The organism is Stenotrophomonas testudinis (assembly GCF_024499815.1).
Taxonomy (GTDB): Bacteria; Pseudomonadota; Gammaproteobacteria; order Xanthomonadales; family Xanthomonadaceae; genus Stenotrophomonas.
On the sequence record NZ_JAMOKY010000011.1, the window covers coordinates 1 to 24,499 of the forward strand.

22 protein-coding genes are annotated in these 24,499 nt (G+C 67.7%); 15 read left to right on the plus strand and 7 right to left on the minus strand.

Translation table 11 applies throughout. From position 1 onward, the window contains the following. Positions 1–188: 188 nt before the first annotated feature. Together NQ204_RS08690 and acs are read right to left on the minus strand one after the other, a co-directional pair. Positions 189–854 (minus strand): response regulator transcription factor, encoded by a 666-nt coding sequence (locus NQ204_RS08690; RefSeq protein ID WP_006477308.1) that lies wholly within the window; start codon positions 852–854, stop codon positions 189–191. Between the two features lie 152 nt (positions 855–1,006). Beyond that, positions 1,007–2,950 carry an acetate--CoA ligase gene (gene acs, locus NQ204_RS08695; protein WP_116863087.1) on the minus strand — a complete coding sequence of 648 codons (1,944 nt, stop codon included), beginning with the start codon at positions 2,948–2,950 and terminating at the stop codon, positions 1,007–1,009. Between the two features lie 244 nt (positions 2,951–3,194). On the opposite strand from acs, the gene NQ204_RS08700 reads away from it, so the two are divergent. From NQ204_RS08700 to xth, 4 genes are all read left to right on the plus strand, one after another. After that, a complete protein-coding gene (locus NQ204_RS08700) occupies positions 3,195–4,622 on the plus strand; it encodes a DcaP family trimeric outer membrane transporter (RefSeq protein ID WP_256643602.1) in 1,428 nt (475 codons plus the stop codon). A 113-nt stretch (positions 4,623–4,735) separates the two neighbouring features. Then, entirely contained in the window at positions 4,736–6,391 is a 1,656-nt protein-coding gene (locus NQ204_RS08705; RefSeq protein WP_256643603.1) for an MFS transporter, read from the plus strand. A 270-nt stretch (positions 6,392–6,661) separates the two neighbouring features. Next, on the plus strand, positions 6,662–8,068 hold the full coding sequence (locus tag NQ204_RS08710) for a coniferyl aldehyde dehydrogenase (RefSeq protein WP_256643604.1): 1,407 nt from the start codon (positions 6,662–6,664) through the stop codon (positions 8,066–8,068). Between the two features lie 113 nt (positions 8,069–8,181). Then, positions 8,182–8,949 carry an exodeoxyribonuclease III gene (xth, locus tag NQ204_RS08715; protein WP_116863089.1) on the plus strand — a complete coding sequence of 256 codons (768 nt, stop codon included), beginning with the start codon at positions 8,182–8,184 and terminating at the stop codon, positions 8,947–8,949. Between the two features lie 79 nt (positions 8,950–9,028). Here the strand turns inward: xth and NQ204_RS08720 are convergent, their stop codons facing one another. Further along, positions 9,029–9,280, minus strand: a complete 252-nt coding sequence (locus NQ204_RS08720) for a GlsB/YeaQ/YmgE family stress response membrane protein (protein ID WP_044571088.1) — start codon at positions 9,278–9,280, stop codon at positions 9,029–9,031. 90 nt (positions 9,281–9,370) lie between these two features. Here NQ204_RS08720 and NQ204_RS08725 point away from each other — a divergent pair, with 90 nt between their 5' ends. From NQ204_RS08725 to NQ204_RS08765, 9 genes are all read left to right on the plus strand, one after another. After that, on the plus strand, positions 9,371–9,970 hold the full coding sequence (locus NQ204_RS08725; protein ID WP_256643605.1) for a 4'-phosphopantetheinyl transferase family protein: 600 nt from the start codon (positions 9,371–9,373) through the stop codon (positions 9,968–9,970). Positions 9,971–10,010: 40 nt separating this feature from the next. Continuing rightward, positions 10,011–10,649 carry a 16S rRNA (guanine(527)-N(7))-methyltransferase RsmG gene (gene rsmG / locus NQ204_RS08730; protein WP_108770494.1) on the plus strand — a complete coding sequence of 213 codons (639 nt, stop codon included), beginning with the start codon at positions 10,011–10,013 and terminating at the stop codon, positions 10,647–10,649. Between the two features lie 112 nt (positions 10,650–10,761). After that, the gene (locus NQ204_RS08735; protein ID WP_108770493.1) at positions 10,762–11,559 is read left to right on the plus strand and encodes a ParA family protein; all 798 of its coding nucleotides are present in this window, start codon (positions 10,762–10,764) and stop codon (positions 11,557–11,559) included. Next, positions 11,559–12,479: a ParB/RepB/Spo0J family partition protein gene (locus tag NQ204_RS08740; RefSeq protein ID WP_116863091.1), complete on the plus strand. Its 921-nt coding sequence runs from the start codon at positions 11,559–11,561 to the stop codon at positions 12,477–12,479. Before NQ204_RS08735 ends, NQ204_RS08740 begins: the two co-directional genes overlap by 1 nt. Before the next feature lie 85 nt (positions 12,480–12,564). After that, on the plus strand, positions 12,565–13,290 hold the full coding sequence (locus NQ204_RS08745) for a suppressor of fused domain protein (RefSeq protein WP_256643606.1): 726 nt from the start codon (positions 12,565–12,567) through the stop codon (positions 13,288–13,290). A 45-nt stretch (positions 13,291–13,335) separates the two neighbouring features. Continuing rightward, on the plus strand, positions 13,336–14,301 hold the full coding sequence (locus NQ204_RS08750; protein ID WP_116863092.1) for an NAD-dependent epimerase/dehydratase family protein: 966 nt from the start codon (positions 13,336–13,338) through the stop codon (positions 14,299–14,301). 90 nt (positions 14,302–14,391) lie between these two features. After that, the gene (locus tag NQ204_RS08755) at positions 14,392–15,114 is read left to right on the plus strand and encodes a glycosyltransferase family 2 protein (protein ID WP_116863093.1); all 723 of its coding nucleotides are present in this window, start codon (positions 14,392–14,394) and stop codon (positions 15,112–15,114) included. Further along, positions 15,114–15,455, plus strand: a complete 342-nt coding sequence (locus NQ204_RS08760; RefSeq protein ID WP_108760679.1) for a lipid-A-disaccharide synthase N-terminal domain-containing protein — start codon at positions 15,114–15,116, stop codon at positions 15,453–15,455. The genes NQ204_RS08755 and NQ204_RS08760 overlap by 1 nt, the downstream gene beginning before the upstream one ends. 232 nt (positions 15,456–15,687) lie before the next feature. Then, positions 15,688–17,457, plus strand: coding sequence for a DUF885 domain-containing protein (locus tag NQ204_RS08765; protein WP_116863094.1), 1,770 nt, complete (start codon positions 15,688–15,690; stop codon positions 17,455–17,457). A 101-nt stretch (positions 17,458–17,558) separates the two neighbouring features. Here the strand turns inward: NQ204_RS08765 and NQ204_RS08770 are convergent, their stop codons facing one another. From NQ204_RS08770 to NQ204_RS08785, 4 genes are read right to left on the minus strand one after another with little or no spacing between them, the layout of a single operon-like run. Then, on the minus strand, positions 17,559–20,756 hold the full coding sequence (locus NQ204_RS08770) for an efflux RND transporter permease subunit (RefSeq protein ID WP_256643607.1): 3,198 nt from the start codon (positions 20,754–20,756) through the stop codon (positions 17,559–17,561). Positions 20,757–20,766: 10 nt separating this feature from the next. Further along, complete coding sequence (locus NQ204_RS08775) at positions 20,767–21,939, minus strand: efflux RND transporter periplasmic adaptor subunit (RefSeq protein WP_343238478.1); 1,173 nt, start codon at positions 21,937–21,939, stop codon at positions 20,767–20,769. Then, complete coding sequence (locus NQ204_RS08780; protein ID WP_116863097.1) at positions 21,936–23,189, minus strand: TolC family protein; 1,254 nt, start codon at positions 23,187–23,189, stop codon at positions 21,936–21,938. Before NQ204_RS08780 ends, NQ204_RS08775 begins: the two co-directional genes overlap by 4 nt. A gap of 56 nt (positions 23,190–23,245) precedes the next feature. Then, positions 23,246–23,584, minus strand: a complete 339-nt coding sequence (locus NQ204_RS08785; protein ID WP_256643609.1) for a hypothetical protein — start codon at positions 23,582–23,584, stop codon at positions 23,246–23,248. A 157-nt stretch (positions 23,585–23,741) separates the two neighbouring features. Here NQ204_RS08785 and NQ204_RS08790 point away from each other — a divergent pair, with 157 nt between their 5' ends. Further along, entirely contained in the window at positions 23,742–24,074 is a 333-nt protein-coding gene (locus tag NQ204_RS08790) for a hypothetical protein (protein ID WP_256643610.1), read from the plus strand. Positions 24,075–24,125: 51 nt separating this feature from the next. After that, a complete protein-coding gene (locus tag NQ204_RS08795) occupies positions 24,126–24,428 on the plus strand; it encodes a hypothetical protein (protein ID WP_256643611.1) in 303 nt (100 codons plus the stop codon). Positions 24,429–24,499: the final 71 nt, after the last annotated feature.

The following is a 24,499-nucleotide window of genomic DNA, read 5'->3' on the forward strand; positions in this document are numbered from 1 at the left end:
GATGCTGGTGATCCTCAACGCCCGCAAGCGGGACGCGGAGGCCCAGATGGCCTCCGCCTAACAAGACAGTTGCTACAAACGCAGGTGCCGCGGAGTCCTGTAGCGCCGAGCCTGCGCTCGGCTCACGCGCGTAGCGCGACCTTCGGGGAACAGCAGCCGAGCATGGGCTCGGCTCTACAACGGAAGGTTCAGTCTTCTTCCGGCGGCAGTACGATGGCGTCGTCGTCGATGGCCAGCTTGCCGGCCATCAGCACGGCCTGGGTGCGGTTGGTCACGCCGAGCTTGCGCAGGATGGCGGTGACGTGGGCCTTGATCGTCGCTTCGGAGACGTTGAGGTCGTAGGCGATCTGCTTGTTCAACCGGCCGGCGCCGAGCATCTGCAGCACGCGGAACTGCTGCGGGGTCAGCTCGCGCAGGCGCTGGCCGACTTCGCGTTCCTCGCTGCCGGTGGGTGGCACGTTGTGCGCTTCCGGCGGCGCCCAGGTCTCACCGTCGAGGATGGTGCCCAGCGCGTGGCCGATCGTGTCCGAGTCGGCCGACTTGGGAATGAAACCCAGTGCGCCGTGGTCGAGCGCGCGACGCATCACCGTGGCTTCTTCGCGTGCGGACACCACCACCACCGGCAGGTGCGGGTGCAGCGAGCGCATGTGCACCAGCGCGTTGAACCCCTGCGCGCCGGGCATGTTGAGGTCCATCAGGACCAGGTCGGCGTCGTTGTGCTGATCGGCCAGCGCGTACAGTGCTTCCACGCTGTCGGCCTCGAACAGTTGTACGCCCGGGATGACCCGCTGCACGGCCCCTCGCAGGGCTTCGCGGAACAACGGGTGGTCATCGGCAATCAGGAGGGTGGTCATGGTCGGGGGGAACCGTGGGGGAAAACAGTGCGGGTCAGATCCCTTTCCGTCAGGAAAGGGCTCTGACCCCTTGGCGGCTGGAGTTCACTGGGGTCAGAGCCCTTTCCTGACGGAAAGGGATCCGACCCCGGGTCCCCTGCCCGGGTAGTACATCAGCGGACCTTGCGCTCGTCCACCAGCGACGCCACCACCGACGGATCGGCCAGGGTCGAGGTGTCGCCAAGCTGGTCCGGCGCGTTCTCGGCGATCTTGCGCAGGATGCGGCGCATGATCTTGCCCGAACGGGTCTTGGGCAGGCCCGGCGCCCACTGCAGGTGGTCCGGCGTGGCGATGGGGCCGATTTCCTTTCGCACCCAGGCGACCAGTTCCTTGTGCAGCTCGTCGCTGGGGGCCTCGTCGGCCACCAGGGTCACGTAGGCGTAGATGCCCTGGCCCTTGACGTCGTGCGGGAAGCCGACGACCGCGGCCTCGGCCACCTTCGGGTGCGACACCAGTGCGCTCTCCACTTCGGCGGTGCCGATGCGGTGGCCGGACACGTTGATTACATCGTCCACGCGACCGGTGATCCAGTAGTAGCCGTCCTCATCGCGGCGGCAACCGTCGCCGGTGAAGTAGCTGCCCGGGTAGGTGCGGAAATACGTATCGATGAAGCGCTGGTGGTCGCCGTACACCGTGCGCATCTGGCCCGGCCAGGAATCACGGATGATCAGGTTGCCCTCGGTCGGGCCGTCCTGCACTTCGCCATCGGCATTGACCAGCGCCGGCTGCACGCCGAAGAAGGGCAGGGTGGCCGAACCCGGCTTGAGGTCCATCGCGCCGGCCAGTGGCGAGATCAGGATGCCGCCGGTTTCGGTCTGCCACCAGGTATCGACGATCGGGCAGCGGCTGTCGCCGACCACTTCGTAGTACCAGCGCCAGGCTTCCGGATTGATCGGCTCGCCGACGCTGCCGAGCAGGCGCAGCGAGGCGCGCGAGGTCTTCTTCACCGGCTCCTCGCCCTCGCGCATCAGTGCGCGGATGGCGGTCGGGGCGGTGTAGAAGATCGTCACCTTGTGCTTGTCGATCACGTTCCAGAAGCGCGAGGTGTCCGGATAGTTCGGCACGCCTTCAAACATCAGCGAGGTCGCGCCGTTGGCCAGCGGGCCGTACACGATGTAGCTGTGGCCGGTGACCCAGCCGACGTCGGCGGTGCACCAGTAGATGTCGTCCTCGCGCAGGTCGAACACCGCTTCATGGGTGTAGGCCGCGTAAAGCAGGTAGCCGCCGGTGGTGTGCAGCACGCCCTTCGGCTTGCCGGTGGAACCGGAGGTGTAGAGGATGAACAGCGGGTCTTCCGCGTTCATGCGTTCGGGCTCGCAGGTGGACGGCTGGCTGTCCACCACGTCGTGGAACCAGCGGTCGCGCGGGGCCTGCATGTCGACCGCGCCGCCGGTGTGGCGCACCACCAGCACGGTCTCAACCGTGTTGGTGCCCGGCAGCTTCAGCGCGGCATCGACGTTGGCCTTCAACGGAATCTTTCGACCACCGCGCAGGCCTTCGTCGGCGGTGATGATCAGCTTGCTCTGGCAGTCGCTGACGCGGTCGGCGATCGAGTTCGGAGCGAAGCCGCCGAACACCACCGAGTGGATCGCGCCGATGCGCGCGCAGGCCAGCATGGCCACGGCCGCATCGACGATCATCGGCAGATAGATGGTGACCCGGTCGCCCTTCTTGACGCCCAGGTTGCGCAGTGCGTTGCCGAGGCGGCAGGTGCGCTCGTACAGCTCGCGGTAGGTCACGTGCTGGGCCGGTGCGTCCGGGCCGTCCGGTTCAAACAGCAGGGCGGTCTTGTCGCCGCGCTTCTCGAGCTGGCGGTCCAGGCAGTTCACGCTGGCGTTGAGCTCACCGTCCTCGAACCACTGGATGTGGAAGTCGGCCAGGTCGTAGCTGACGTTCTTGATCTTCGTCGGCTTGCGCATCCAGTCCAGCCGTTCGGCGGCCTTGCCCCAGAACGCATCCGGGTCGGACACCGAAGCCTGGTACTGCTGCTCGTAAGACGTCTTGTCGATGCGTGCCTTGGCGGCGAACTGCGGATCGACGGGGTAGATATCAGCCATGGCACCCTCACTTGCACGTTGACTTTGTATGTGCGGTCGCAGCATCGCAACGACCCTCCGCCACCAGTTTGCCCCATCCACCCCCGGTCGCGTCACCACGGCGCTTAGACCATGGTCGAAAGTCGGCGCCCAGCAGGCCCGGGTTCGACCAATGGCGAATACCGCTATACATAAACGCCCCGCAGTCTCGGCTCGACCGTGCCCCACGCGCGGCATCACCTTGCCACTTGGGAGAGAGGGCAACATGAGCCACCGTACGTTGAAAGCCGTGCGCAAACCTCTGGCGGCCTGCCTGCTGGTCGCCTTGGTCGCACCGGGCATGGCGTTCGCAGAGACCGCCAAAGAGAAAGCGCTTGAATCACGCGTTGCCGAGCTGGAGCGCCAGGTCCAGGCGCTGTTGTCCTCGCAGCAGCAACAGCAGACCCAGATCGTGCAGACCCAGCAGGCCGTGACCGATGTCCGCGCCGTCCAGGCCGAGCAGAAGCCGCTCGCGCAGGTGCCGGCCGGCAAGCAGCCGATCCAGGTCACCACCATCACCCCGGGCGCCGCGCCGGGCACCACGGTCAAGATCGGCGGCTTCATCAAGGCCGATTTCATGGCCACCCAGACCAGCGATGGCCAGCTGGCCGACGATGCCACCGGCCGCGCGCTGTACCTGCCGGGCCAGACCCCGGTGGCCGGTGCCGGCGGCTCGGGCAAGCGCTCGGATGTGGACTACAACGCCCACGCCAAGTTCTCGCGCTTCAACATCGGCATCGACAACGTCAGCGAATCGGGCAACAAGGCCGGCGCGATGTTCGAGATGGACTTCTTCGGCAACTCGCTGGGCAACCAGACCGCCACCAACACCTACGGCGTGACCCTGCGCCACGCCTACATGTATTGGAACAACTGGCTGGCCGGCCAGACCTGGTCCAACTTCATGGATGCGGCGGCACTGCCGGAAGCGGTCGACTTCGTCGGCCCGACCGATGGCGTGGTGTTCGTGCGCCAGGCCCAGGTGCGCTACACCCAGGGCGGCTTCAGCGTCGCCCTGGAAAACCCGGAAACCACCACCCTTACCGGTACCCGCAATCCGGTCACCGGCGTGTGGACCAACGCCAGCGCCAACTCCGACCGTGGCAGCCTGCCCGACCTGACGATGCGTTATGGCTGGAAGGGTGACTGGGGCACCTTCGGCGTCGGCGGCATCGTCCGCCAGCTGAAGGTCGACAACCAGGCTACCGGCGCCAAGGCCGACAAGGTGGCCGGCGGCCTGACCCTGGGCGGCAAGTGGGTGATGGGCGGCAACGATTCGCTGCACTACCAGCTGACCGGTGGCGAGGGCATCGCCCGCTACATCGGCCTGGGCGTCACTGCGGATACCGCCTATGACATCGCCCGCGACGAACTGAACCCGACCGGCGTGCTGGCCGGCTACGTGGGTTGGCGCCATGCCTTCTCGCCGAAGCTGCGCACCAACCTGATCTACGCCCGCAGCGACTACGACAACGATGGCAGCCTGGGGCCGCTGGTCACCAAGAGCGTGCAGAGCATCCGCGGCAACATCTTCTACACGCCGATGCCCAAGGTCGATATCGGTGCCGAGTACATGTACGGCGTGCGTGAGATCGAAGATGGGCGCAAGGGCGATATCAACCGTCTGCAGTTCACCACGAAGTACAGCTTCTAGATGAGTGCCGACCAACGGTCGGCACCTGCCAGAACACGGATCCGGCCAACGGTCGGCACCTACCGGGATTGCATGCCGACCAACGGTCGGCATCTACAGAGGGAAAACGTCTCATGTCAACAACACCTGCACCGGCGAAAGCCCAACTCACCCAGGGCCACAAGAAGGTCATCTTCGCGTCCAGCCTGGGCACCGTTTTCGAGTGGTATGACTTCTTCCTGTACGGCTCGCTTGCCGCGATCATCGCCAAGCAGTTCTTCAGTGGCGTCAACGAAACCACGGGCATGATCTTCGCCCTGCTGGCCTTCGCCGCCGGCTTCTTCGTGCGTCCGTTCGGCGCGGCCTTCTTCGGCAGCCTCGGCGACCGCATCGGCCGCAAGTACACCTTCCTGGTCACCATCCTCATCATGGGTATCTCGACCTTCCTGGTCGGCGTGCTGCCCAACTACGCCTCGATCGGTTTCGCCGCACCGGTCATCCTGATCGTGCTGCGCCTGGCCCAGGGCCTGGCGATGGGCGGTGAGTACGGTGGCGCTGCGACCTACGTGGCCGAACATGCCCCGGCAGACAAGCGTGGCCTGTACACCAGCTTCATCCAGTGCACGGCCACGCTCGGCCTGTTCATGTCGCTGCTGATCATCCTGGCCTGCCGCTACTTCCTGGGCAACGAAGCCTTCGAAGCCTGGGGCTGGCGCGTTCCGTTCCTGGTCTCGATCCTGCTGCTGGGTGTTTCCGTGTGGATCCGCCTGCAGCTGAGCGAATCGCCGCTGTTCCAGCAGATGAAGGCCGAGGGCAAGGGCTCCAAGACCCCGTTCCGTGACAGCCTGAAGGGCGGCAACCTGAAGCTGATGCTGCTGGTCCTGCTGGGCGCCGCAGCCGGCCAGGCCGTGGTCTGGTACGGTGGCCAGTTCTACGCGCTGTTCTTCCTGAGCAGCATGCTGAAGGTCGACGCCACCACCTCCTACCTGCTGATCGCCGCCGCGCTGGCGCTGGGCGTGCCGTTCTTCATCTTCTTCGGTTGGCTGTCCGACCGTATCGGCCGCAAGAAGATCATCCTGGCCGGCTGCCTGCTGGCCGCCGTCACCTACATTCCGATCTTCAAGGGCCTGACCCACTTCGCGAACCCGGCCATCGAAGAGGCCCGCAGCAACTCACCGGCCCTGGTTGTGGCCGATCCGAACACCTGCTCGTTCCAGTTCGATCCGGTCGCCGTGCGTAAGTTCACCAGCTCCTGCGACATCGCCACTGCCGCGCTGACCAAGGCGGGCGTGCCGTATGACGTGCAGCCGGCCGCTGCCGGTTCGCTGGCCATGGTCAATGTGGGCAGCGCCAGCGTCACCTCGTACGAGGGGGCCGGCCTGACCAAGGAAGAAAGCAAGGCCAAGGCCGATGCCTTCGGTGCCGAACTGAAAACCGCGCTGACCGGTGCGGGTTACCCGGCCAAGGCCGATGGCTCGCGCATCAACATCGCCGGCACGATCTTCATGCTGTGGCTGCTGGTGCTGTACGTGACCATGGTCTACGGCCCGATCGCCGCCTACCTGGTCGAACTGTTCCCGACCCGCATCCGCTACACCTCGATGTCGCTGCCGTACCACATCGGCAACGGCTGGTTCGGTGGCTTCCTGCCGGCGATCTCCTTCGCGCTGGTGGCTGGTACCGGCAACCTGTACTACGGCCTGTGGTACCCCATCATCATCGCGCTGATGTCGGTGATGATCGGCGGCCTGTTCCTGCGTGAAACGAAGAACGTGGACATCACCAAGTAAGAATGATGTTCATTGGGTGAAGGAGAGGCCGTGGTGAAGACCACGGCCTTTTCGTTTCCCTGTAGCGCCGAGCCATGCTCGGCGACCGCGCAACGCGCGGCACAAAACTCCGCAGACGCGAACAGACAGCGCTCAATGCCGTCATCGCGGTTGACAAGCATCCGAAGCGACACGCCCTCTCGCGCCCGGGGTCAGATCCCTTTCGCGCGCGAAAGGGATCTGACCCCATCGAGACCGCCGCCTCACGTGCGCACGCCGTATAGTCGCGGAATGAGCATCTCAGCCGCCGACCTCCCCGCCATCCTGCACACCCTGCGCAGCGCCTGGCAGGCCCAGCGCCCTTCGCTTGACCAGCGCGAAGCCGACCTGCGCCGCTTGCGCGAGGCGCTGCAGGCGCGCATGGATGAAATGGCCCAGGCCATCGCCGAGGACTTCGGCCACCGCGCCCACGTTGAATCGAAGCTGGCCGATGGCATGAGCGTGCTGTCGGCCATCGATCATCTGCGTCGGCACCTGCGGCGCTGGTCGAAGCCGCAGCGGGCATCGGCGGGATGGAAGCTGTGGCCGGCGCGCGCGCAGCTGCGGCCGACGCCACTCGGCGTGGTCGGCGTGATCTCACCTTGGAACTACCCGGTCACGCTGGCGCTGGTGCCGCTGGTCACGGCCATCGCCGCCGGCAACCACGTGCTGCTGAAGCCCTCCGAGCACACCCCGCGCACCAGCGCGTTCCTGGCCGATCTGCTGGCCAGCGTGTTCCCGTTCGACCGGGTAGCAGTGGTGCAGGGCGGGGCGGACGTGGCTGCGGCGGTGTCCTCGCTGCCGCTGGACCATCTGCTGTTTACCGGTTCGACGGCGGTGGGCCGCAAGGTGATGGCCGCCGCGGCCGAGCATCTGGTGCCGCTGACGCTGGAGCTGGGCGGCAAATCCCCGGCGATTGTCTGCCGCGATTTCCCGCTGGAAAAGGCTGCCGCGCGACTGGCCACTGGTAAGTGGTTCAACGCGGGCCAGACCTGCATCGCGCCGGACTACGTGCTGATCGACACGGCGCGCCAGCGTGAGTTCGTGCAGGCGCTGCAGCAGCAGGTGCGCGAGCGTTACGGCGGTTTCAGCGATGCGGGTGACTACACGCGGATCATCAACGAAGGCCAGTACCAGCGCCTGCAGGGCTATCTGGCGCAGGCGCGCGAACGCGGTGTTCCGGTGATTGCGCTGGCGCAGGTGGACCAGGCGCGCGCCGACCGCGAGCGCCTGTTGGTGCCGACGGTAGTGCTGGACCCGCCGGATGATCTGGACCTGATGCGCGAGGAGATCTTCGGGCCGATCCTGCCGGTGCGGGCCTACCCGGACCTGGAAGCCGCGCTGGCCGATGTGCTGTCGCGCGACCGCCCGCTGGCGTTGTATCCCTTCAGCCATGACACGGCCACGGTGGAGCGCATTCTCGGCCAGGTGGTGGCGGGCGGGGTAACGGTCAACGACACGCTGCTGCACTTCGCCGCCGACGGCCTGCCGTTTGGCGGGGTGGGGGCGAGTGGCATGGGCGCGTACCACGGCCGGGCCGGCTTCGATGCCATGAGCAAGCGGCTGCCGGTGCTGTGGCAGTCGCGCTGGGCGGCCAGTGACCGGCTGCAGCCGCCGTATTCGAAGATTGCGGGGTTGTTGCGATTCCTGCTGCGGTGAAGCCACGCATGGCGTGGCTCTGCTGGTAGGTGCCAACCTTGGTTGGCACACGGAGATTCACGCGCCAACCAAGGTTGGCGTCTACCAAAGCAGGGCCGGGTAGAATGCCCCCCATGAAAATCGCCTCGTGGAACGTCAATTCGCTCAATGTCCGCCTGCCGCACCTGGAGCAGTGGCTCAAGGATTTCGGCCCGGACATCGTCGGTATCCAGGAAACCAAGCTGGAGGACCACAAGTTCCCCGATTCGGCGCTGATCGCCGCGGGCTACCGCAGCGTGTTTGCCGGCCAGAAGACCTACAACGGCGTAGCCCTGCTGTCGCGTGAGCCGGCGCAGGACGTGCAGATCGGCATCCCTGGCTTCGAGGACGAGCAGAAGCGCGTCATCGCCGGCACCTTCGGCGACCTGCGGGTAATCAACCTGTACGTGGTGAACGGCCAGGACGTCGGCACCGAAAAGTACGAGTACAAGCTGCGCTGGCTGGAGGCGGTGCATGCCTGGATCGCGCAGGAACTGCAACGCCATCCGAAGCTGATCGTGATGGGTGACTTCAACATCGCCCCGGACGTGCGCGACGTACCCGACCCCGAGGTCTGGAACGAGAACCACATCCTGACCTCCACCGCCGAGCGCGGCGCGTTGCAGAAGCTGCTGCAGCTGGGCTTGCACGATGCGTTCCGCCTGCACAACGACGAGGCCGGCGTGTTCAGCTGGTGGGATTACCGCGCCGCCGGCTTCCGTCGCAACCTGGGCCTGCGTATCGATCTGACCCTGGTCTCCGATGCGCTGAAGGCCAGTGCGGTGGCCTCGGGCATCGACCGCGAGCCGCGTACCTGGGAACGCCCCAGCGACCATGCGCCGGCGTGGGTGGAAGTGGGTTGAGGCGGTAGCGCCGGGCCATGCCCGGCGACCGCAGCGGCGGTAGGGAGACGCCGGGCGTGGCCCGGCGCTACCCCTTGCTTCACCGTATGCTCTTGCGGGTGAACAGGTTGACGATGGCCAGCAGGATTACCGCGCCGATCAGCGAGAACAGGAAGGTGCGCAGGGTGATGGCATCGTTGATGCCGCCGCCGAACAGGAAGCCGGCAATCAGCGCGCCGACGATGCCCACCACGATGTTGAGGATGATGCCCTGCTGGGCGTCGCGACGCATGATGATGCTGGCCAGCCAGCCCACGATGCCGCCAACGATCAGCCAGATGATGATGCCCATGAACGTGACCTCGGGAAGGGGAAGGGACGAGCGCCAGTTGACGCGCAGCGCTGTGAACCCGTCGTGCAATCCCGTGACGGGCGCGTGCGGATGAGCCTGCCTGCCACCCTGGACGGCCCCTGGCGCTTTGGCCCGGTCACGGTCTGGCGCTGCCCGCACGTGCCCGGCCAGCGCGGTGAGCCGCAGGCGCGGCAGGTGCTGGCGCAGGCGCTGGGCGGCGAACCCGATGCCCTGCCGCTGGTGCGCGACGACAAGGGCCGGCCAGAGCTGGCCGGCGCGCTGGCCCACTACGGCACCGGCTGGAGCCACAGCGGCGAGGTGCTGCTGGTGGCACTGGGCGAGGGCGTGAGGCTGGGCGTGGACCTGGAACTGCTGCGCCCGCGCCCGCGGCTGCTGGAAATCATCCATCGCTTCTTCCACCCCGATGAAGTTGCGTGGCTGCACGGGCTGGCCGCCGACGAGCGCGAACACTGGTTCTTCCGCGTGTGGTGCGCCAAGGAAGCGCTGCTCAAGGCGCACGGCCAGGGCATCTCCTTCGGCCTGCACCGCCTGCAGCTGGCACCCGCCGCCGATGGTGCCCTGCACCTGCGCTGGTGCGACGCCGAACTGGGCCAGGCCGAGCGCTGGCACCTGCACGAATGGCAGGCCAGCGGCCAGTTCCGCGCCGCATTGGCCTGGTATCCGCAGTGAAAGCGGCGAACCGGCGGGCAAAACCGGCGATAATGCCGGCATGAGCGAACACGATCTTCCCGCCGGCGTGGTCTCCACGCTGGAACAGGGCCTGGCCAGCATGGGCCTGGCGGCCGCATTGGCGCCGCCGCTGCTGCGCTACCTGGCGCTGCTGCACCGCTGGAACGGCACCTACAACCTCACTGCCATCCGCGATCCGCAGGAAATGGTCACCCGCCACCTGCTCGATTCCCTGGCGATGCAGCCGTTCGTGGCCGATGGCAGCCTGGCCGATCTCGGTACCGGCCCCGGGCTGCCGGGCATCCCGCTGGCCATCGCCTGCCCGGGCCTGCAGGTCACCCTGGTGGAGAGCAACGGCAAGAAGGCGCGCTTCATGCGCGAAGCCGTGCGCCAGCTGGGCCTGACCAACGCGCGCGTGGCCGAATCGCGTGCCGAGGCGCTGGACGAGGCCGGCCGCTACGACCAGCTGACCGCGCGCGCGATGGACACCCTGGCCGGCATCGTCCGCGTCGGTGGCCACCTGCTGCGCCCCGGTGGCGTGCTGCTGGCCATGAAGGGCGTCTACCCGCATGACGAGATCGCGGCCCTGCCGGCAGGCTGGCAGGTGCGCGAGGTGACCCCGCTGAGCGTGCCCGGCCTGGCCGGCGAACGCCATCTGGTTACCGTTACAGGCCCCTGAACCCCGCCGCCCGCCCTTTGCGAAACAACGGGTTGGCGATCCATGATTTCCGCACGGGGCCGGTTGTACGCATAATGACCGGCCCCAGCACACGTCGACGAGGCACACCCGCATGGCCCGCATCATCGCCATCGCCAACCAGAAGGGTGGCGTCGGCAAGACCACGACAGCCGTCAACCTGGCCGCTTCCCTGGCCAACGCACCCAAGCGCGTGCTGTTGGTCGACCTGGATTCACAGGGCAACGCGACCATGGGCAGTGGCGTGGACAAGCGCGAGCTGGTCTCCTCCACCTACGATCTGCTGCTGGGCGAAGCCAAGGCAGCGGACGTGCGCGTGGCCACCGCCGAGGGCTACGACCTGCTGCCGGGCAACATCGACCTGACCGCGGCCGAGATCCAGCTGATGGCGCAGGAAGAGCGCGAGCAGCGCCTGAAGCGCGCGCTGGCGCCGATCCGCGACGAGTACGACTACATCCTGATCGACTGCCCGCCGGCGCTGTCGCTGCTGACGCTCAACGCGCTGGCCGCCGCCGATTCGGTGCTGGTGCCCATGCAGTGCGAGTACTACGCACTGGAAGGCCTGAGCGCGCTGGTGGAAACCATCGAAGCGCTGCGCACCAACCTCAACCCGGTGCTGGAGATCGAGGGCGTGCTGCGCACCATGTTCGACGTGCGCAACAACCTCGCCAACGCGGTGTCGGCCGAACTGACCGAGCACTTCGGTGACCGCGTGTTCCGCACCATCGTGCCGCGCAACGTGCGCCTGGCCGAGGCCCCCAGCCACGGCCAGAGCATCGTCGGCTACGACCGCGCCTCGCGCGGTGGCGTGGCCTACCTGGGCCTGGCCGGCGAGATCATCCGCCGCAACAACGAACGCAACAAGGCCGCCAAGGCCGTGGAGACCGCCTGATGACCAGCAAGCCTGCAGCCAAGAAGCGAGGCCTCGGCCGCGGACTGGACGCCCTGCTGGGCCCCAAGGGCGCAGCCAGCCAGGTGCAGGCCACCACTGCGGTCATCGAGCCCCTGCCGGGTGAAGTGCTGCGCAAGCTGGCCGTGGGCCAGCTGCAGCCGGGCAAGTACCAGCCGCGCCGCGAGATGGACGAGGGCAAGCTCTCCGAGCTGGCCGATTCGATCAAGTCGCAGGGCGTGATCCAGCCGATCCTGGTGCGCCAGCTGCCGGCGGGCAACTACGAAATCGTCGCCGGTGAACGCCGCTGGCGTGCATCGCAGCTGGCCGGGCTGGACGAAGTGCCGGTGGTGGTGCGCGAGCTGGAAGACCGCACCGTCATCGCGATGGCGCTGATCGAGAACATCCAGCGCGAAGACCTCAACCCGCTGGAAGAAGCCGAAGCGCTGCAGCGCCTCATCAGCGAATTCACCCTGACCCACGCCGAGGCCGCCGAGGCCGTCGGCCGCTCGCGCGCGGCGGTGTCCAACCTGCTGCGCCTGCTGGAGCTGCCGGTGGCCATCCGCCTGCTGCTGGAAACCCGCCGCCTGGAAATGGGCCACGCCCGCGCGCTGCTGACCCTGGCCCCGGAACTGGCCGGCAAGCTGGCCCAGGAAGCGGCCGATGAAGGCTGGTCGGTGCGCGAGGTCGAGCGCCGTGCGCAGGCCTTCGCCGCCGGCAAGGTGCCGAGCAACCGCCCGGTGGCCACGCCGAAGGTGCAGCAGGCCGACATCGCCTCGCTGGAAACCGAGCTGTCCGAATCGCTGGGCACCAGGGTGGCCATCAACCATGGCCGCGGCGGCAAGGGCAAGCTGATCATCCATTACACCGATCTGGACACGCTGGACGGCGTGCTGGAAAAGCTGCGCACCCGCCAGGGCTGAGCGCGGCAGCGCTGCAGCAGCGCCAGGCAACAGGACGCGCACGCCGCGGGACGGCTTCGTGCCGCGGCTCATCCACGGAGCAGGAATGAGCATGGACATCGACGACGTCAGCCCGGGCGGCAGCCCGATCCTGGTGCACAGCCGCGAGAAGGACTTCACCCCGGCCCAGGGTGAATCGCACATCGAGGCCATCAGCGCACATATCGAGCGCCACCTGGGGCCGATCTCGGGCGTATTCCACGAAATCATCTCCGACCTCGTGCATATCGACGTGCATGTCGTGCCGGCCAGTGAGCCGTTTCCGTACCTGCGCCTGGTGACCTCAGGCATGAGCGACCTGCCGATGACCCTGCCCGGAGGTGCGCCCGGCTCGGCATACATGGAGCTGATGGTGACCCTGCCGGCCGACTGGCCGATCAGCGCTGATGCCTTCGAGGACGAGCGCAACTACTGGCCGGTGCGGTTGCTGAAGACGCTGGCACGGCTGCCGCACGAGTACGACACCTGGCTCGGCTTCGGCCACACCATTCCCAACGGCCACCCGGCCGAGCCCTACGCCCCGGGCGTGGGTTTCGATGGCGCCATCGTGCTGCCGCCGGTCACCGCCCCCGAGGGCTTCGGCACGCTGCAGCTGGACGACGCCAGGACCATCGAGTTCATGTCCATCGTCCCGCTGTACCCGGAGGAGATGGACCTGAAGCTGAAGAAGGACGCCGAGGCCCTGCTGGATCGCTTCGATGCGAAGAACATCCAGGACGTGATCGTGCCGGGTCGGGTAAACGTCGCCAGAAAGCGCTTCGGTTTCTTCTGAGACCGGTAACATCCACCGTCTGAACTTCGTTACAGAGTCTCTGCCATGACCATCCTGCTCACCGGCGCTGCCGGCTTCATCGGTGCCTACACCGCCCGCGCGCTGCTGGGGGCAGGCCAGGCCGTGGTCGGGCTGGACAACTTCAACGACTACTACGACCCGCAGATCAAGCGCGATCGCGTGGCCGCGCTGTGCCCGGGCCTGGACCTGCGCATCCTGGACCTGACCGACCAGCAGGGCCTGGCCGCGCTGTTCGATGAGGTGCAGCCGACGGCGGTGATTCACCTGGCCGCGCAGGCCGGCGTGCGTTACTCGCTGGAAAATCCTCATGCCTACGTTGACAGCAACCTGACCGGCTTCGTCAACATGCTCGAGCTGTGCCGCCACCGTGGCGTGCAGCACCTGGTGTATGCGTCCAGCAGCTCGGTGTATGGCGATTCGGCCACGCCGCCGTTTTCCGAAGACCAGCGCGTGGACCAGCCGCGCTCGCTGTACGCGGCCACCAAGGCCGCCAACGAGCTGATGGCCTACACCTATGCGCAGCTGTACGGCCTGCATGCCACCGGCCTGCGCTTCTTCACCGTGTATGGCCCGTGGGGCCGGCCGGACATGGCGCCGCTGCTGTTCTCGCGCGCGGTGCTGGCCGGGCGGCCGATCGATGTGTTCAACGAAGGGCGCATGCAGCGCGATTTCACACATGTTTCCGACATCGTATCGGGCATCCTCGGCGCCCTCGCGCACCCCAGTACCGAAACGGTGCCGCACCGGGTGTTCAACCTCGGCAACCATACGCCGGTCGAGCTGGAGCGCTTCATCAGCGTGATCGAGCAGGCCGCCGGGCGCCCCGCGCAGAAGGTCTACAAGCCGATGCAGCCGGGTGACATGGTCCGCACGATGGCCGACACCCGACGCGCCCGTGACGCTTTTGGCTTCGATGCGGTGACCCCGATCGAACAGGGCCTGCCGCCGGTGGTGGCGTGGTGCCGCGACTATTTTGGCGATCGCGCCTGAGGACGGACCCTCACGCAGCCGGATTCATCTTCGGATAACCTCGGCTTCGGAGAATGCGCGGTCTTTGTATCCCTGCTGGCCGAGTGACCCATGAGCCAACCCGAGCTTTCCGTTGTCGTCCCGGTGTTCAACGAACGCGACAATGTCGCGCCCCTGGTCGGTGAGATCGTTGCCGCGCTGCGCGGCCACCTGCCGTTCGAGATCGTCTATGTGGACGACAACTCGCGCGATGACAGCCTGGCCGTGCTGCAGGGCCTGAAGACCAGCACCCCGGAACTGCGCGTGCTGCACCATGTCAGCCAGAGCGGGCAGAGCACCGCCGTCCGCACCGGCGTGCGCAACGCCCGCGCGCCGTGGATCGCCACCCTCGATGGCGACGGCCAGAACGATCCGGCCGATATTCCCAAGCTGCTGGCTGCACGGCAGTCGGCCGACGCGCAGGTGAAGCTGTTCGCCGGCTGGCGCGTCAACCGCCAGGACAGTGGGAGCAAGCGCTGGGCCAGCAAGTGGGCCAACGCGATCCGCGCGCGCATGCTGCGCGACGATACCCCCGACACCGGCTGCGGCATCAAGCTGTTCGAGCGCGAGGCCTTCCTCGACCTGCCGTATTTCGACCACATGCACCGCTACCTGCCGGCTCTGATGCAGCGCGCCGGCTGGAAGACCACCAGCGTGCCGGTCAACCACCGCCACCGCACCGCCGGCGTGTCCAAATACAACAACCTGGGCCGCGCCCTGGTCGGCATCCGCGACCTGCGCGGCGTGGCGTGGCTGATCACCCGCAGCAAGCGCACTGCGGTGGAGGAGCGTTGATGGAGCTGCACTGGCTCGACCAGCCGCTGACCTGGCTGTACTGGACCGGCCTGCACGTCACCGGCTGGAAGCTGATCGGCTACACCGGCGCGCTGATGTTCGGCGGCCGCTGGCTGGTGCAGTTCGTGGCGTCCAAGCGTGCCGGCAAGCCGGTCATCCCGCGCCTGTTCTGGTACATGAGCGTGGTCGGCAGCCTGATGACCCTGAGCTACTTCCTGTTCTCGGCCAAGCAGGACTCGGTGGGCGTGCTGCAGAACCTGTTCCCGGCGTTCACCGCCCTGTACAGCCTGCACCTGGATATCCAGCACCGCGGCTGGAAGCGGGACAAGGCGAGCCACTGAGGCCAGGGGGCGGATCCCTTTCCGCAGGAAAGGGCTCTGACCCCGTCCGGATCCCCGACGCCGCACGTTCGTCGGTAGCGCCGGGCCATGCCCGGCGGATGGATCCGTTGTCCGCGCTGCGCGCTCGCGGGGCATGGCCCCGCGCTACCGGGCGCAGGCAGGACCTTCGTCCCATGCCACAGGCTGTGCACGGTGCGATCATCGGGATCTGCCTTCCCGGGAACCTGTGCTCGTGAAAACCCGCCTTGCCGTAGCTCTGTTGATTGCCCTGTCCGCTCCTGCGGTCGCCCTGGCTGCGCCGCCGGCCGCCGCTCCGGCCAGCATGGCCGCCGAATCGGCCGCCGATGCTGCCTTCCGTGCGCTGTACGAGAAGGAGTGGAAGTGGCGCCAGGATGGCGGTGGCGAAGCCAGCGAGGACGAGGACGCGCCGGCCAACGCCACCCGCATGCCTGATGTCGGCCCGGCCGCGCAGCAGGCCCGCCTGAAGGTCTGGGACGAAACCCTGGCCGACCTGAAGAAGATCGACGTCAAGGCCCTGTCGGCCGACAACCAGGTCAACTACGCGATCTACCGCGACCAGGTCTTCAACCTGGCCGAAGCCACGCGCCTGCGCACCTACGAGATGCCGTTCAATTCGGACTCCTCGTTCTGGTCCAACCTGTCCTTCATGGCCCGGCGCGAGATGAAGACCGCGCAGGACTACCGCAACTACATCGCCCGCCTGAACGACGTGCCGCGCTACTTCGGCCAGCAGACCGACAACATGCGCGCCGGCCTCAAGCGCGGTTTCAGCGTGCCGCGCGCGGTGCTGGACGGCCGCGAGGTCTCCATCGCCACCGTCGCCGAGCTGAAGGACCCGACGACCTCGCCGCTGTACGCGCCCTTCAAGAAGCTGCCCGCCAGCATCCCGGCCGCCGAACAGGCCGCCCTGCGCGAACAGGCCGCGGAGGCCATCAGCGGCAAGGTGGTGCCGGCGTTCCAGCAGCTGCGCACCTTCTTCGTCAGCGAATACGTGCCGCAGGCGCGCACCACCCTGGCCGCCGAGGCCATGCCCGGTGGCAAGGCCTTCTACAGGCAGCAGATCCACGAATACACCACGCTGGACCTGTCGCCCGATGAGATCCACCGCATCGGCCTGGGTGAAGTGGCGCGCATCCAGAAGGAGATGAACGACATCATCCAGCAGGTGCAGTTCAAGGGCAGCTTCGCTGAATTCCTGACTTTCCTGCGCACCGATCCGCAGTTCTACGCCAAGACCCCGGAAGAGCTGCTGTCGCGCGCTGCGTGGATCTCCAAGCGCGCCGATGGTCAGCTCGGCCGGTTCATGACGCTGCCGCGTGCGCGCTTCACCATCGTGCCGGTGCCGCCGGATATCGCCCCGTTCTGGACGGCCGGTCGCGGTGGCATGGGCACCTACTGGGTCAACACCTACGACCTGCCGTCGCGCCCGCTGTACAACCTGCCGGCGCTGACCCTGCATGAGTCCGACCCGGGCCATGCGCTGCAGGGCGCGATCGCCTCCGAGCAGAAGGACCTGCCCGAGTTCCGCCGCAACGCCTACATCTCCGCCTATGGCGAAGGCTGGGCGCTGTACTGCGAGAAGCTGGGCGTGGAAATGGGCATCTATGAAACCCCGTACGAGGATTTCGGCCGCCTGACCTACGAAATGTGGCGTGCCGCGCGCCTGGTCATCGACACCGGCGTGCACAGCAAGGGCTGGACCCGCGCACAGGCCCTGGCCTACCTGCGCGATCACACCGCGCTGAGCGAGCATGAAGTGACCACCGAGGTGGATCGCTACATTTCCTGGCCGGGCCAGGCGCTGAGCTACAAGCTGGGCGAGATCGCCATCGTGCGCCTGCGCGCACAGGCCGAGAAGGAACTGGGCGAGAAGTTCGACATCAAGGGCTTCCACGATGTGATCCTGAAGCAGGGCTCGGTGCCGCTGCCGGTGCTGGAGCAGCAGATCCAGACGTACATCGCCGAGCGGAAGAAGGCCTGAGGGTCAGGTGACCGGGTCGGAGCCCCGCCGTTGGCGGGGATCCGACTCTGATCCGGGGTCGGATCCCTTTCCACCGGAAAGGGCTCCGACCCCAACGCACCTCAGCGCTTTACCAGTCGCCCGGAAAACGTCGGCAGCACCAGCAACGTCAGCAGCGTGGCGGTGATCAGACCACCGATCACCACCGTCGCCAGCGGCTTCTGCACCTCCGCGCCGGCACCACTGGCGATGGCCATCGGTATGAAGCCGACGATGGCCACCAGGGCCGTGGTCAGCACCGCGCGGATGCGGCTGGCGGCACCATTGATGGCCGCCTGCATCGGCAGGTCGCCGCCCTCCAGCCGCTCGCGGATCGCCTGCATCAGCACCAGGCCGTTCAACGTGGCCACGCCGGAGACGGCGATGAAGCCCACTGCGGCCGACACCGAGAACGGCATGCCACGCAGCAGCAGGGCGAGGATGCCGCCGACCAGGGCCAATGGCACGCAGCTGAACACCAGCAGCGCTTCCTTGCCGCTGCGCAGGGCCATGAACAGCAGGCCGCCGATCAGCAGGAACACCACCGGCACCACGGTGGCCAGCCGCTTCTCCGCGCGCTGCAGGTTCTCGAACTGGCCGCCCCAGCGCAGGTAGGCACCGGCCGGCAACGCCACGTCGGCCACCGCCGCCTGGGCTTCGCTGACGAAGCCACCGAGATCGCGGCCGCGCACGTTGGCCTGCACCACCACCCGCCGGCTGCCGTCGCTGCGGCTGATCTGGTTCGGCCCTTCGCTGACGCTGATGCGTGCCAGCGAGGACAACGGCACCACCTGGCCTGCCGGCGTGGCGATCGGCAGCGCGGCCAGCTGGTCCGGATCGTTGCGTGCGGCATCGTCCAGGCGCACCACCACATCGAAGCGTCTGTCGCCTTCGAAGATCCGCCCGGCCGCGGTACCACCGATGCCGGTGGACAACGCATCACTCACGTCCGCCGCGGTCAGCCCATGCTGCGCGGCTGCCACGTGGTCGATCTTGACGTTGAGCGTGGGCAGGCCGGAAATCTGCTCCACCCGCACGTCGGCGGCGCCGTCCACCGCGCGCAGCTTCAACGCCACCTGATCGGCCACCTTCTGCAGTGTGGCGAAATCATCGCCGTACACCATCACCGCCAGGTCCGTGCGCACGCCGGAAATCAGCTCGTTGAAGCGCAGTTCGATCGGCTGGCTGAACTCGAAACTGTTGCCCAGCTGCTGCCCGGCCAGCTGCTCGAAACGCTGCACGAGCGCTTCCTTGTCCAGCGACGGATCGGGCCACTGCGCGCGCGGCCTCAGCACGATCACGCTGTCGGAGATGTTGGTCGGCATCGGGTCGATGGCCGCTTCGGCGGTACCGGTGCGCGAGAACACCGTTTCCACTTCCGGCTGTCCGGCCAGCGCTTCTTCCAGCGCCAGCTGCATCGCCAGCGACTGCTCCAGCGAAGTGGACGGCACGCGCAGGGCCTGCATCGCCACGTTGCCTTCGTCCAGGGTGGGCATGAACTCGCGGCCCAGCAGCGAGAACGAAGCGATGCCGACCACCACCATCATCACCGCACCGGCCAGCACCGTGCGCGGATGCGTGACCGCACGACGGACCACCGGCTCAATACGCGCACGCAGCACGCGGATCAGTTTCGTCTCGTGCTTGCCGTCGCCAGCATACGCGTCGCCGTGCTTCACCGTGGGCTCGCGGACCAGCAGCGCGGCCATCGCCGGCACGAAGGTGAAGGAGAAGATGAAGGCGCCGACCAGGGCCAGCATGAAGGTGGCCGCCATCGGGTGGAACGTCTTGCCTTCTACGCCTTCCAGGGTGAGGATCGGTGCGAACACCAGCAGGATGATCAGCTGGCCAAAGGCTGCAGGCCGCGCCATCTTCATGGCCGAATCGGCAGCCACGCGCAGGCGCTCCATCGCGGTCAACGCACGGCCAAGTTCGGCGCGGCGCTGGCCCAGCATCAGCAGCGTCGATTCGATCACGATCACCGCGCCATCCACCAGGATGCCGAAATCCAGCGCGCCCAGGCTCATCAGGTTGCCGCTGATGCCGAAGCGGTTCATGCCGATCACTGCGAACAGGAACGACAACGGAATCACCAACGCGGTGATCGCCGCTGCGCGCAGGTTGCCCAGCAGCAGGAACAGCACCACCACCACCAGCAGCGCGCCTTCGCTGAGGTTCTTCGCCACGGTCCTGATGGTGGCGTTGACCAGTTCGCTGCGGTCCAGCACCGGCACCGCCACGATGGACGGTGGCAGCGAGGTGTTCACCTGCTGCAGGCGTTCCGCGGCGGCCTGGGCCACGGTGCGGCTGTTGCCGCCGGCAATCATCAGCGCAGTGCCGAGCACGGCTTCGTGGCCGTTGCGGCTGGCCGCACCCAGGCGTGGCGCGCGGCTCAAGGCCACCTCGGCCACATCCGCCACGCGTACCACCACGCCATTGCGCGTGGCTACCGGGGCCTGCGCCAGGTCGTCGGTGGTCAGCGCCAGGCCATCGGCACGCACCACCAGGCCCTCGCCGGCGCGCTGCACGAAGCCGGCGCCGGCCTGCACGTTGGAACGTTGCAGGGCAGTGACCAGGTCGGCCAGGCCCAGGCCATGCGCGGCCAGCCGCGCGCTGTCCGGGTGCACGCCGTATTCCTTGACGTAGCCGCCGACCGTGTCGACACCGGCCAGCCCCGGGCTGGAGCGCATCTGCGGCGCGATGATCCAGTCCTGCACGGTGCGCAGGTAGGTGGCGCGTTCTTCCGGCGTGCGCAGCAGGGTGCCTTCCGGCGTGCGGTAGACCTCGCCGGCCTGCCAGCCGGCCGCACCGGGTTTGGCCAGCTGGGCCGGATCGAACGCGGTGAAATCCACCGTCCACATCAGTACCTCGCCCAGGCCGGTGGTGACCGGCGACAACAGCGGCGACGCACCGTCGGGCAGATCGTCGGCGGCCTCGCGCATGCGCTCGGCCACCTGCTGGCGGGCAAAGTAGATGTCGGTCGCATCGGTGAAGATGGCGGTGACCTGCGAGAAGCCATTGCGTGACAGCGAGCGGGTGGTGGTCAGGCCGGGAATGCCGGCCAGCGCGGTTTCCAGCGGGTAGGTCACCTGCCGCTCGATCTGTTCCGGCGTCAGCGCCGGTGCCACAGTGTTGATCTGCACCTGGCGGTTGGTGATGTCCGGCACCGCGTCGATCGGCAGCTTGCCCAGCTGCAGCAGGCCGACCGCCGCGAGCAGGGCGGCAACCACCACCACCAGCCAGCGGTGGCGGACCGCGGCTTCAATGATCAGCTTGAACATGGTCGTGTCCTCAGTGCCCGTGCTCGGCTTCGCCCTTGGCCAGCTCGGCCTTGAGCAGGAAGGCGTTGGCGCCGACGATGCGTTCGCCGCCGGTCAGCCCACCGAGGATCTCGATGCGGTCACCGGCACGGCGGCCGGCCAGCACCGGCTGCGCCTTGAAGCCGCCGTCGACGGCGACGAACACCGCGCTGCGGCCATCGACGTTCTGCACCGCAGCGGCCGGCACGCTGAGCGCGTCGCCCTGGGCCTCGGTGACCACCACGGCCGACACCGGCGAACCTGTCGGCGGCAGCGCGGCGTTCACCGGCATGGCACGGATCACCGCCACGCCGCCCTGCTGGCGCACATCCGCGGCCGAGCCGGTGACGGTAGCGCTGAAGCTGCCACCCGGCCCGCTCACTTCCAGCGTCATGCCCGGCGTGACCTGTGCGGCCAGCGCCGGTGGCGCGGTGAACACCAGCTCGTTCATCGCCGGATCGGCGACCTCGGCCACCACGCTGCCGGCAGTGACCACACCGCCCGGCGTGACCTGCACATTGCCGACGATGCCGGCCACCGGGCTGGTGATGCGTACGCGGCCGCTGGCATCGGGCGCGCCATTGGCCGCTGCCTGTGCCTGTGCCGCTGCGGCCTGCGCCTGCGCAGCCATGGCACGTGCATGCGAGGTTTCCAGATCCTGGCGCGCGACCACGCCCTGTTCCACCAGCGTCCTGTCGCGACCGTGGGCCAGGCGTGCGGCCTTGGCCTCGGCGGCGGCCGCCAGCGCATTGGCGCGGAACACCGCGGCCTCGCCGCTGAGCACGATGGCCAGCGTCTGGTTCTGCTTCACGACCGTGCCCGGTGCCACCAGCACGCGCTCGACGCGGCCGGTCACGCTGGACGCTACCGAGGCGCGCGCGCCGATCGACGGTTCGACACGGCCGGACAGGCGCGTGGATCCGCCACCGCCACGACCGACGGCGACCACCTCGATGGATGACGCCTTGATCTGTTCCGGCGTCAGCGCGACCACGCCTTCATCGGCTTCGGTCGCGGCGTCGGGCGCGGTTCCAGCGCTGCCCGGGGCATGGCCATGGCCATCGTCGGCAGCAGCAGTCGGGGGCTGTGCAGTGCCAGTGCAGCCGGCCAGCAGCGCGCCCAACACGGCAGCGGCCATCAACGAAAAAGTACGGTGGAACATCAGCGAACCTCCACAAACGGGGGGCGCCCTTCCAGGCGGGCAAGATCGAGTTCTGCCGCCACGCGCGACAGGCGTGCATCCACGGCGCTGCTGCGTGCGGCGATGAGGGCACTGCGCGTGCTGCGCAGTTCCAGCTGCGAGATGCGTCCGGCGTCGAAGCCGATGCGGGCCAGCCGGTAGGCTTCCTCAGCAGCCACGACGCTGTCATCGGCGGCGCGTGTGCGGCTGCCGGCGGCCTTCAGCCCGGCCACGGCCGAGAGGCGTTCGGCCTCGCTGTCGCGGCGCTGCTGGTCCAGCCGTGCTTCGGCCGCACGCTGTTCGGCGCTGGCCGCGCGGATGCCGCCGCGGTTGCGGTCAAACAATGGGATCGAAAGGCTCACGCCCAGCGTATAGGCCTGTTCGCGGTTCTCGCGGAAGCGGGTCTGCGCGGCGGTCACGCTGAGATCGGGCAGGGCACGCTTGCGTTCCACGTCAACCAGACGGGTGCTGGCCTGTGCCTCGGCTTCGGCGATACGTACCGCCAGCGCGGCGTCGGCGGCGCCGCGCGGCAGCGGCGGTGTGCGGTCCAGCAGACTGCTGTCGATCGACTGCACCGGCGTATCCAGCAGGGCCGCACTGGTCAGGCGCGCCAAAGCCGCATCGCGGAAGGCCTGCGCTTCATCCAGTGCTGCCGTGGCATTGGCCACTTCGCTGCGCGCCTGCACCGCGCGCAGCTGCGGTTCGCGGCCCTGCTCCACCAGCGCGTCGACGGCCACAGCATCGTCGCGGGTCAGGGCCAGCGCTTCCTTGGCCAGGGCGTAACGACGCAGCGCGCTCTCGGCCTGCGCGTAGAACGCTGCCAGCTGGCTGGCTACATCACTGCGGCTCTGCGTCCCACGCAGTGTTGCGGCCTGTGCTTCGGCGCGGGCAGCACCTACACGTGCACCACGCTGGCCCCAGATTTCCAGCGGCTGGGACAGGGTGAGCACGCTGTCGGCGCGGCCCATGCCGCCATAGCTGCCGGTACCCCAGGCATTTTCGGTGGTGTAGGAGAGCGATGGGTTGGGCAGGGCGCGGGCCTGCTCGGCGCGTGCCTCGGCAGCGTCGGCCAGGGCCGCGCCAACGCGGGCGCCGGGCAGCTGGTCCAGGCGTTCAAGCAGGGTGTCATAGGAAGGGGCGGCTTGCGCCATCGCCTGCAGTGCCGGGGCGAGGCCCAGCAACACGGCGATGACCCGCCCGGCCGCACGCAGCGACCGAGGTGTCGAGTTCGGCATGAAGGATGTCCGGTAGTGAGTGAAACGGAAGCCCGCGATCGCGGGACGCGCTCAACTCACGCCCGGGGAGGACGCTTCAGTTCATCCTGCGCGACGGCATAGGTCGCGCTGTCACCGTCCGCCATCCAGCGTGCCGGCAGCGGCGCGCCAAAGGCGGCAACGGTGCCGGCCGGCAGGCTCAGGTTGGAATGGTGGCAGTGGTTATGGCTGCAGGCACCGGTATGCGTGCCGTCACTGTCGCCGTCTGCGTCGTCGGCCGCGGCTTCAACATGGGCCGCGACCGTGTCATGCGGCTCGACCGTGCAAGCCAGCACGTCGGCCACCGGCACGACCACGAATGCCGCCATCAGCAGCATCAGCAGGGTCGAACGGAGGTGGCGGGCAATCCAGCGCATGGAGGGCAGGCTAGCAAGCAGTTTCCGGTGGATACAATATCAATGGCCGGGTCGGATCGCCCTGTAGAGCCGAGCCCATGCTCGGCTGCTCCCGTGCGACCGTTGCACCGCCACGCACCATCGTCGAGGATCGGGATTCGTCACCAGGGAAGGAACGATGACCGCACGCATTGCCGCAGCAGGCCTGCTGCTGATACTGGCCAGTCCCGTCGCAGTCGCCGCCGAGGATGTCTACGTGGAATTCCTGTGGGCGCCGACCCCGGCAGATGCCCTCGCACGCTCGCAGACCCAGCTGTTCATTGCCGACGGCCACCGCGATCACCGCATCTGCGTGGCCGCCAATCTCGTCGATACCGACGTGGCGGGCCTGCACATCGACATCCGTGATGCCAAGGGCGTGCAGGTCTCGCGCACGGCCCACGAGGACTACCGGGGCCGCAAGAAGTGCTATGCCGCTGACCTCGGCAGTACCGGCGCGGCCGGAATGTGAACCGTCGATGCCGTGCTGGGGGATGGACGCCGTGGCAGCGCGCAGATCCGCGTGGATCCGACGCTGGAGGCGTCACCCCTGTACCGGCGGCATGACCAGCCCTACGTGGCAGGACGGCCGAACTACGACCCTTCCATTCCACCGGCCGAGTGGGTGGGCAAGCTGGTCTGGGCGATGGACGTGGATGCCGCTGGCAAGGTGACCCATGTCGAGGTGGAGACCGCCGAAGGCGTCGGCGAGCGCCTGCGTGAGCGCGCGCTGGCGGCCGGGTGGCTGACCCGGTTTGGTCCTGACCCGGCGCGTGCGCAGACGCCATTGCGTTGGCGCCGCACGCTGGAATCTGCTTCCGACTGAGGCTGCGGGCTGTAGAACCGAGCCTATGCTCGGCTGGTTTCATGTCATGAGCCGAGCATGGGCTCGGCGCC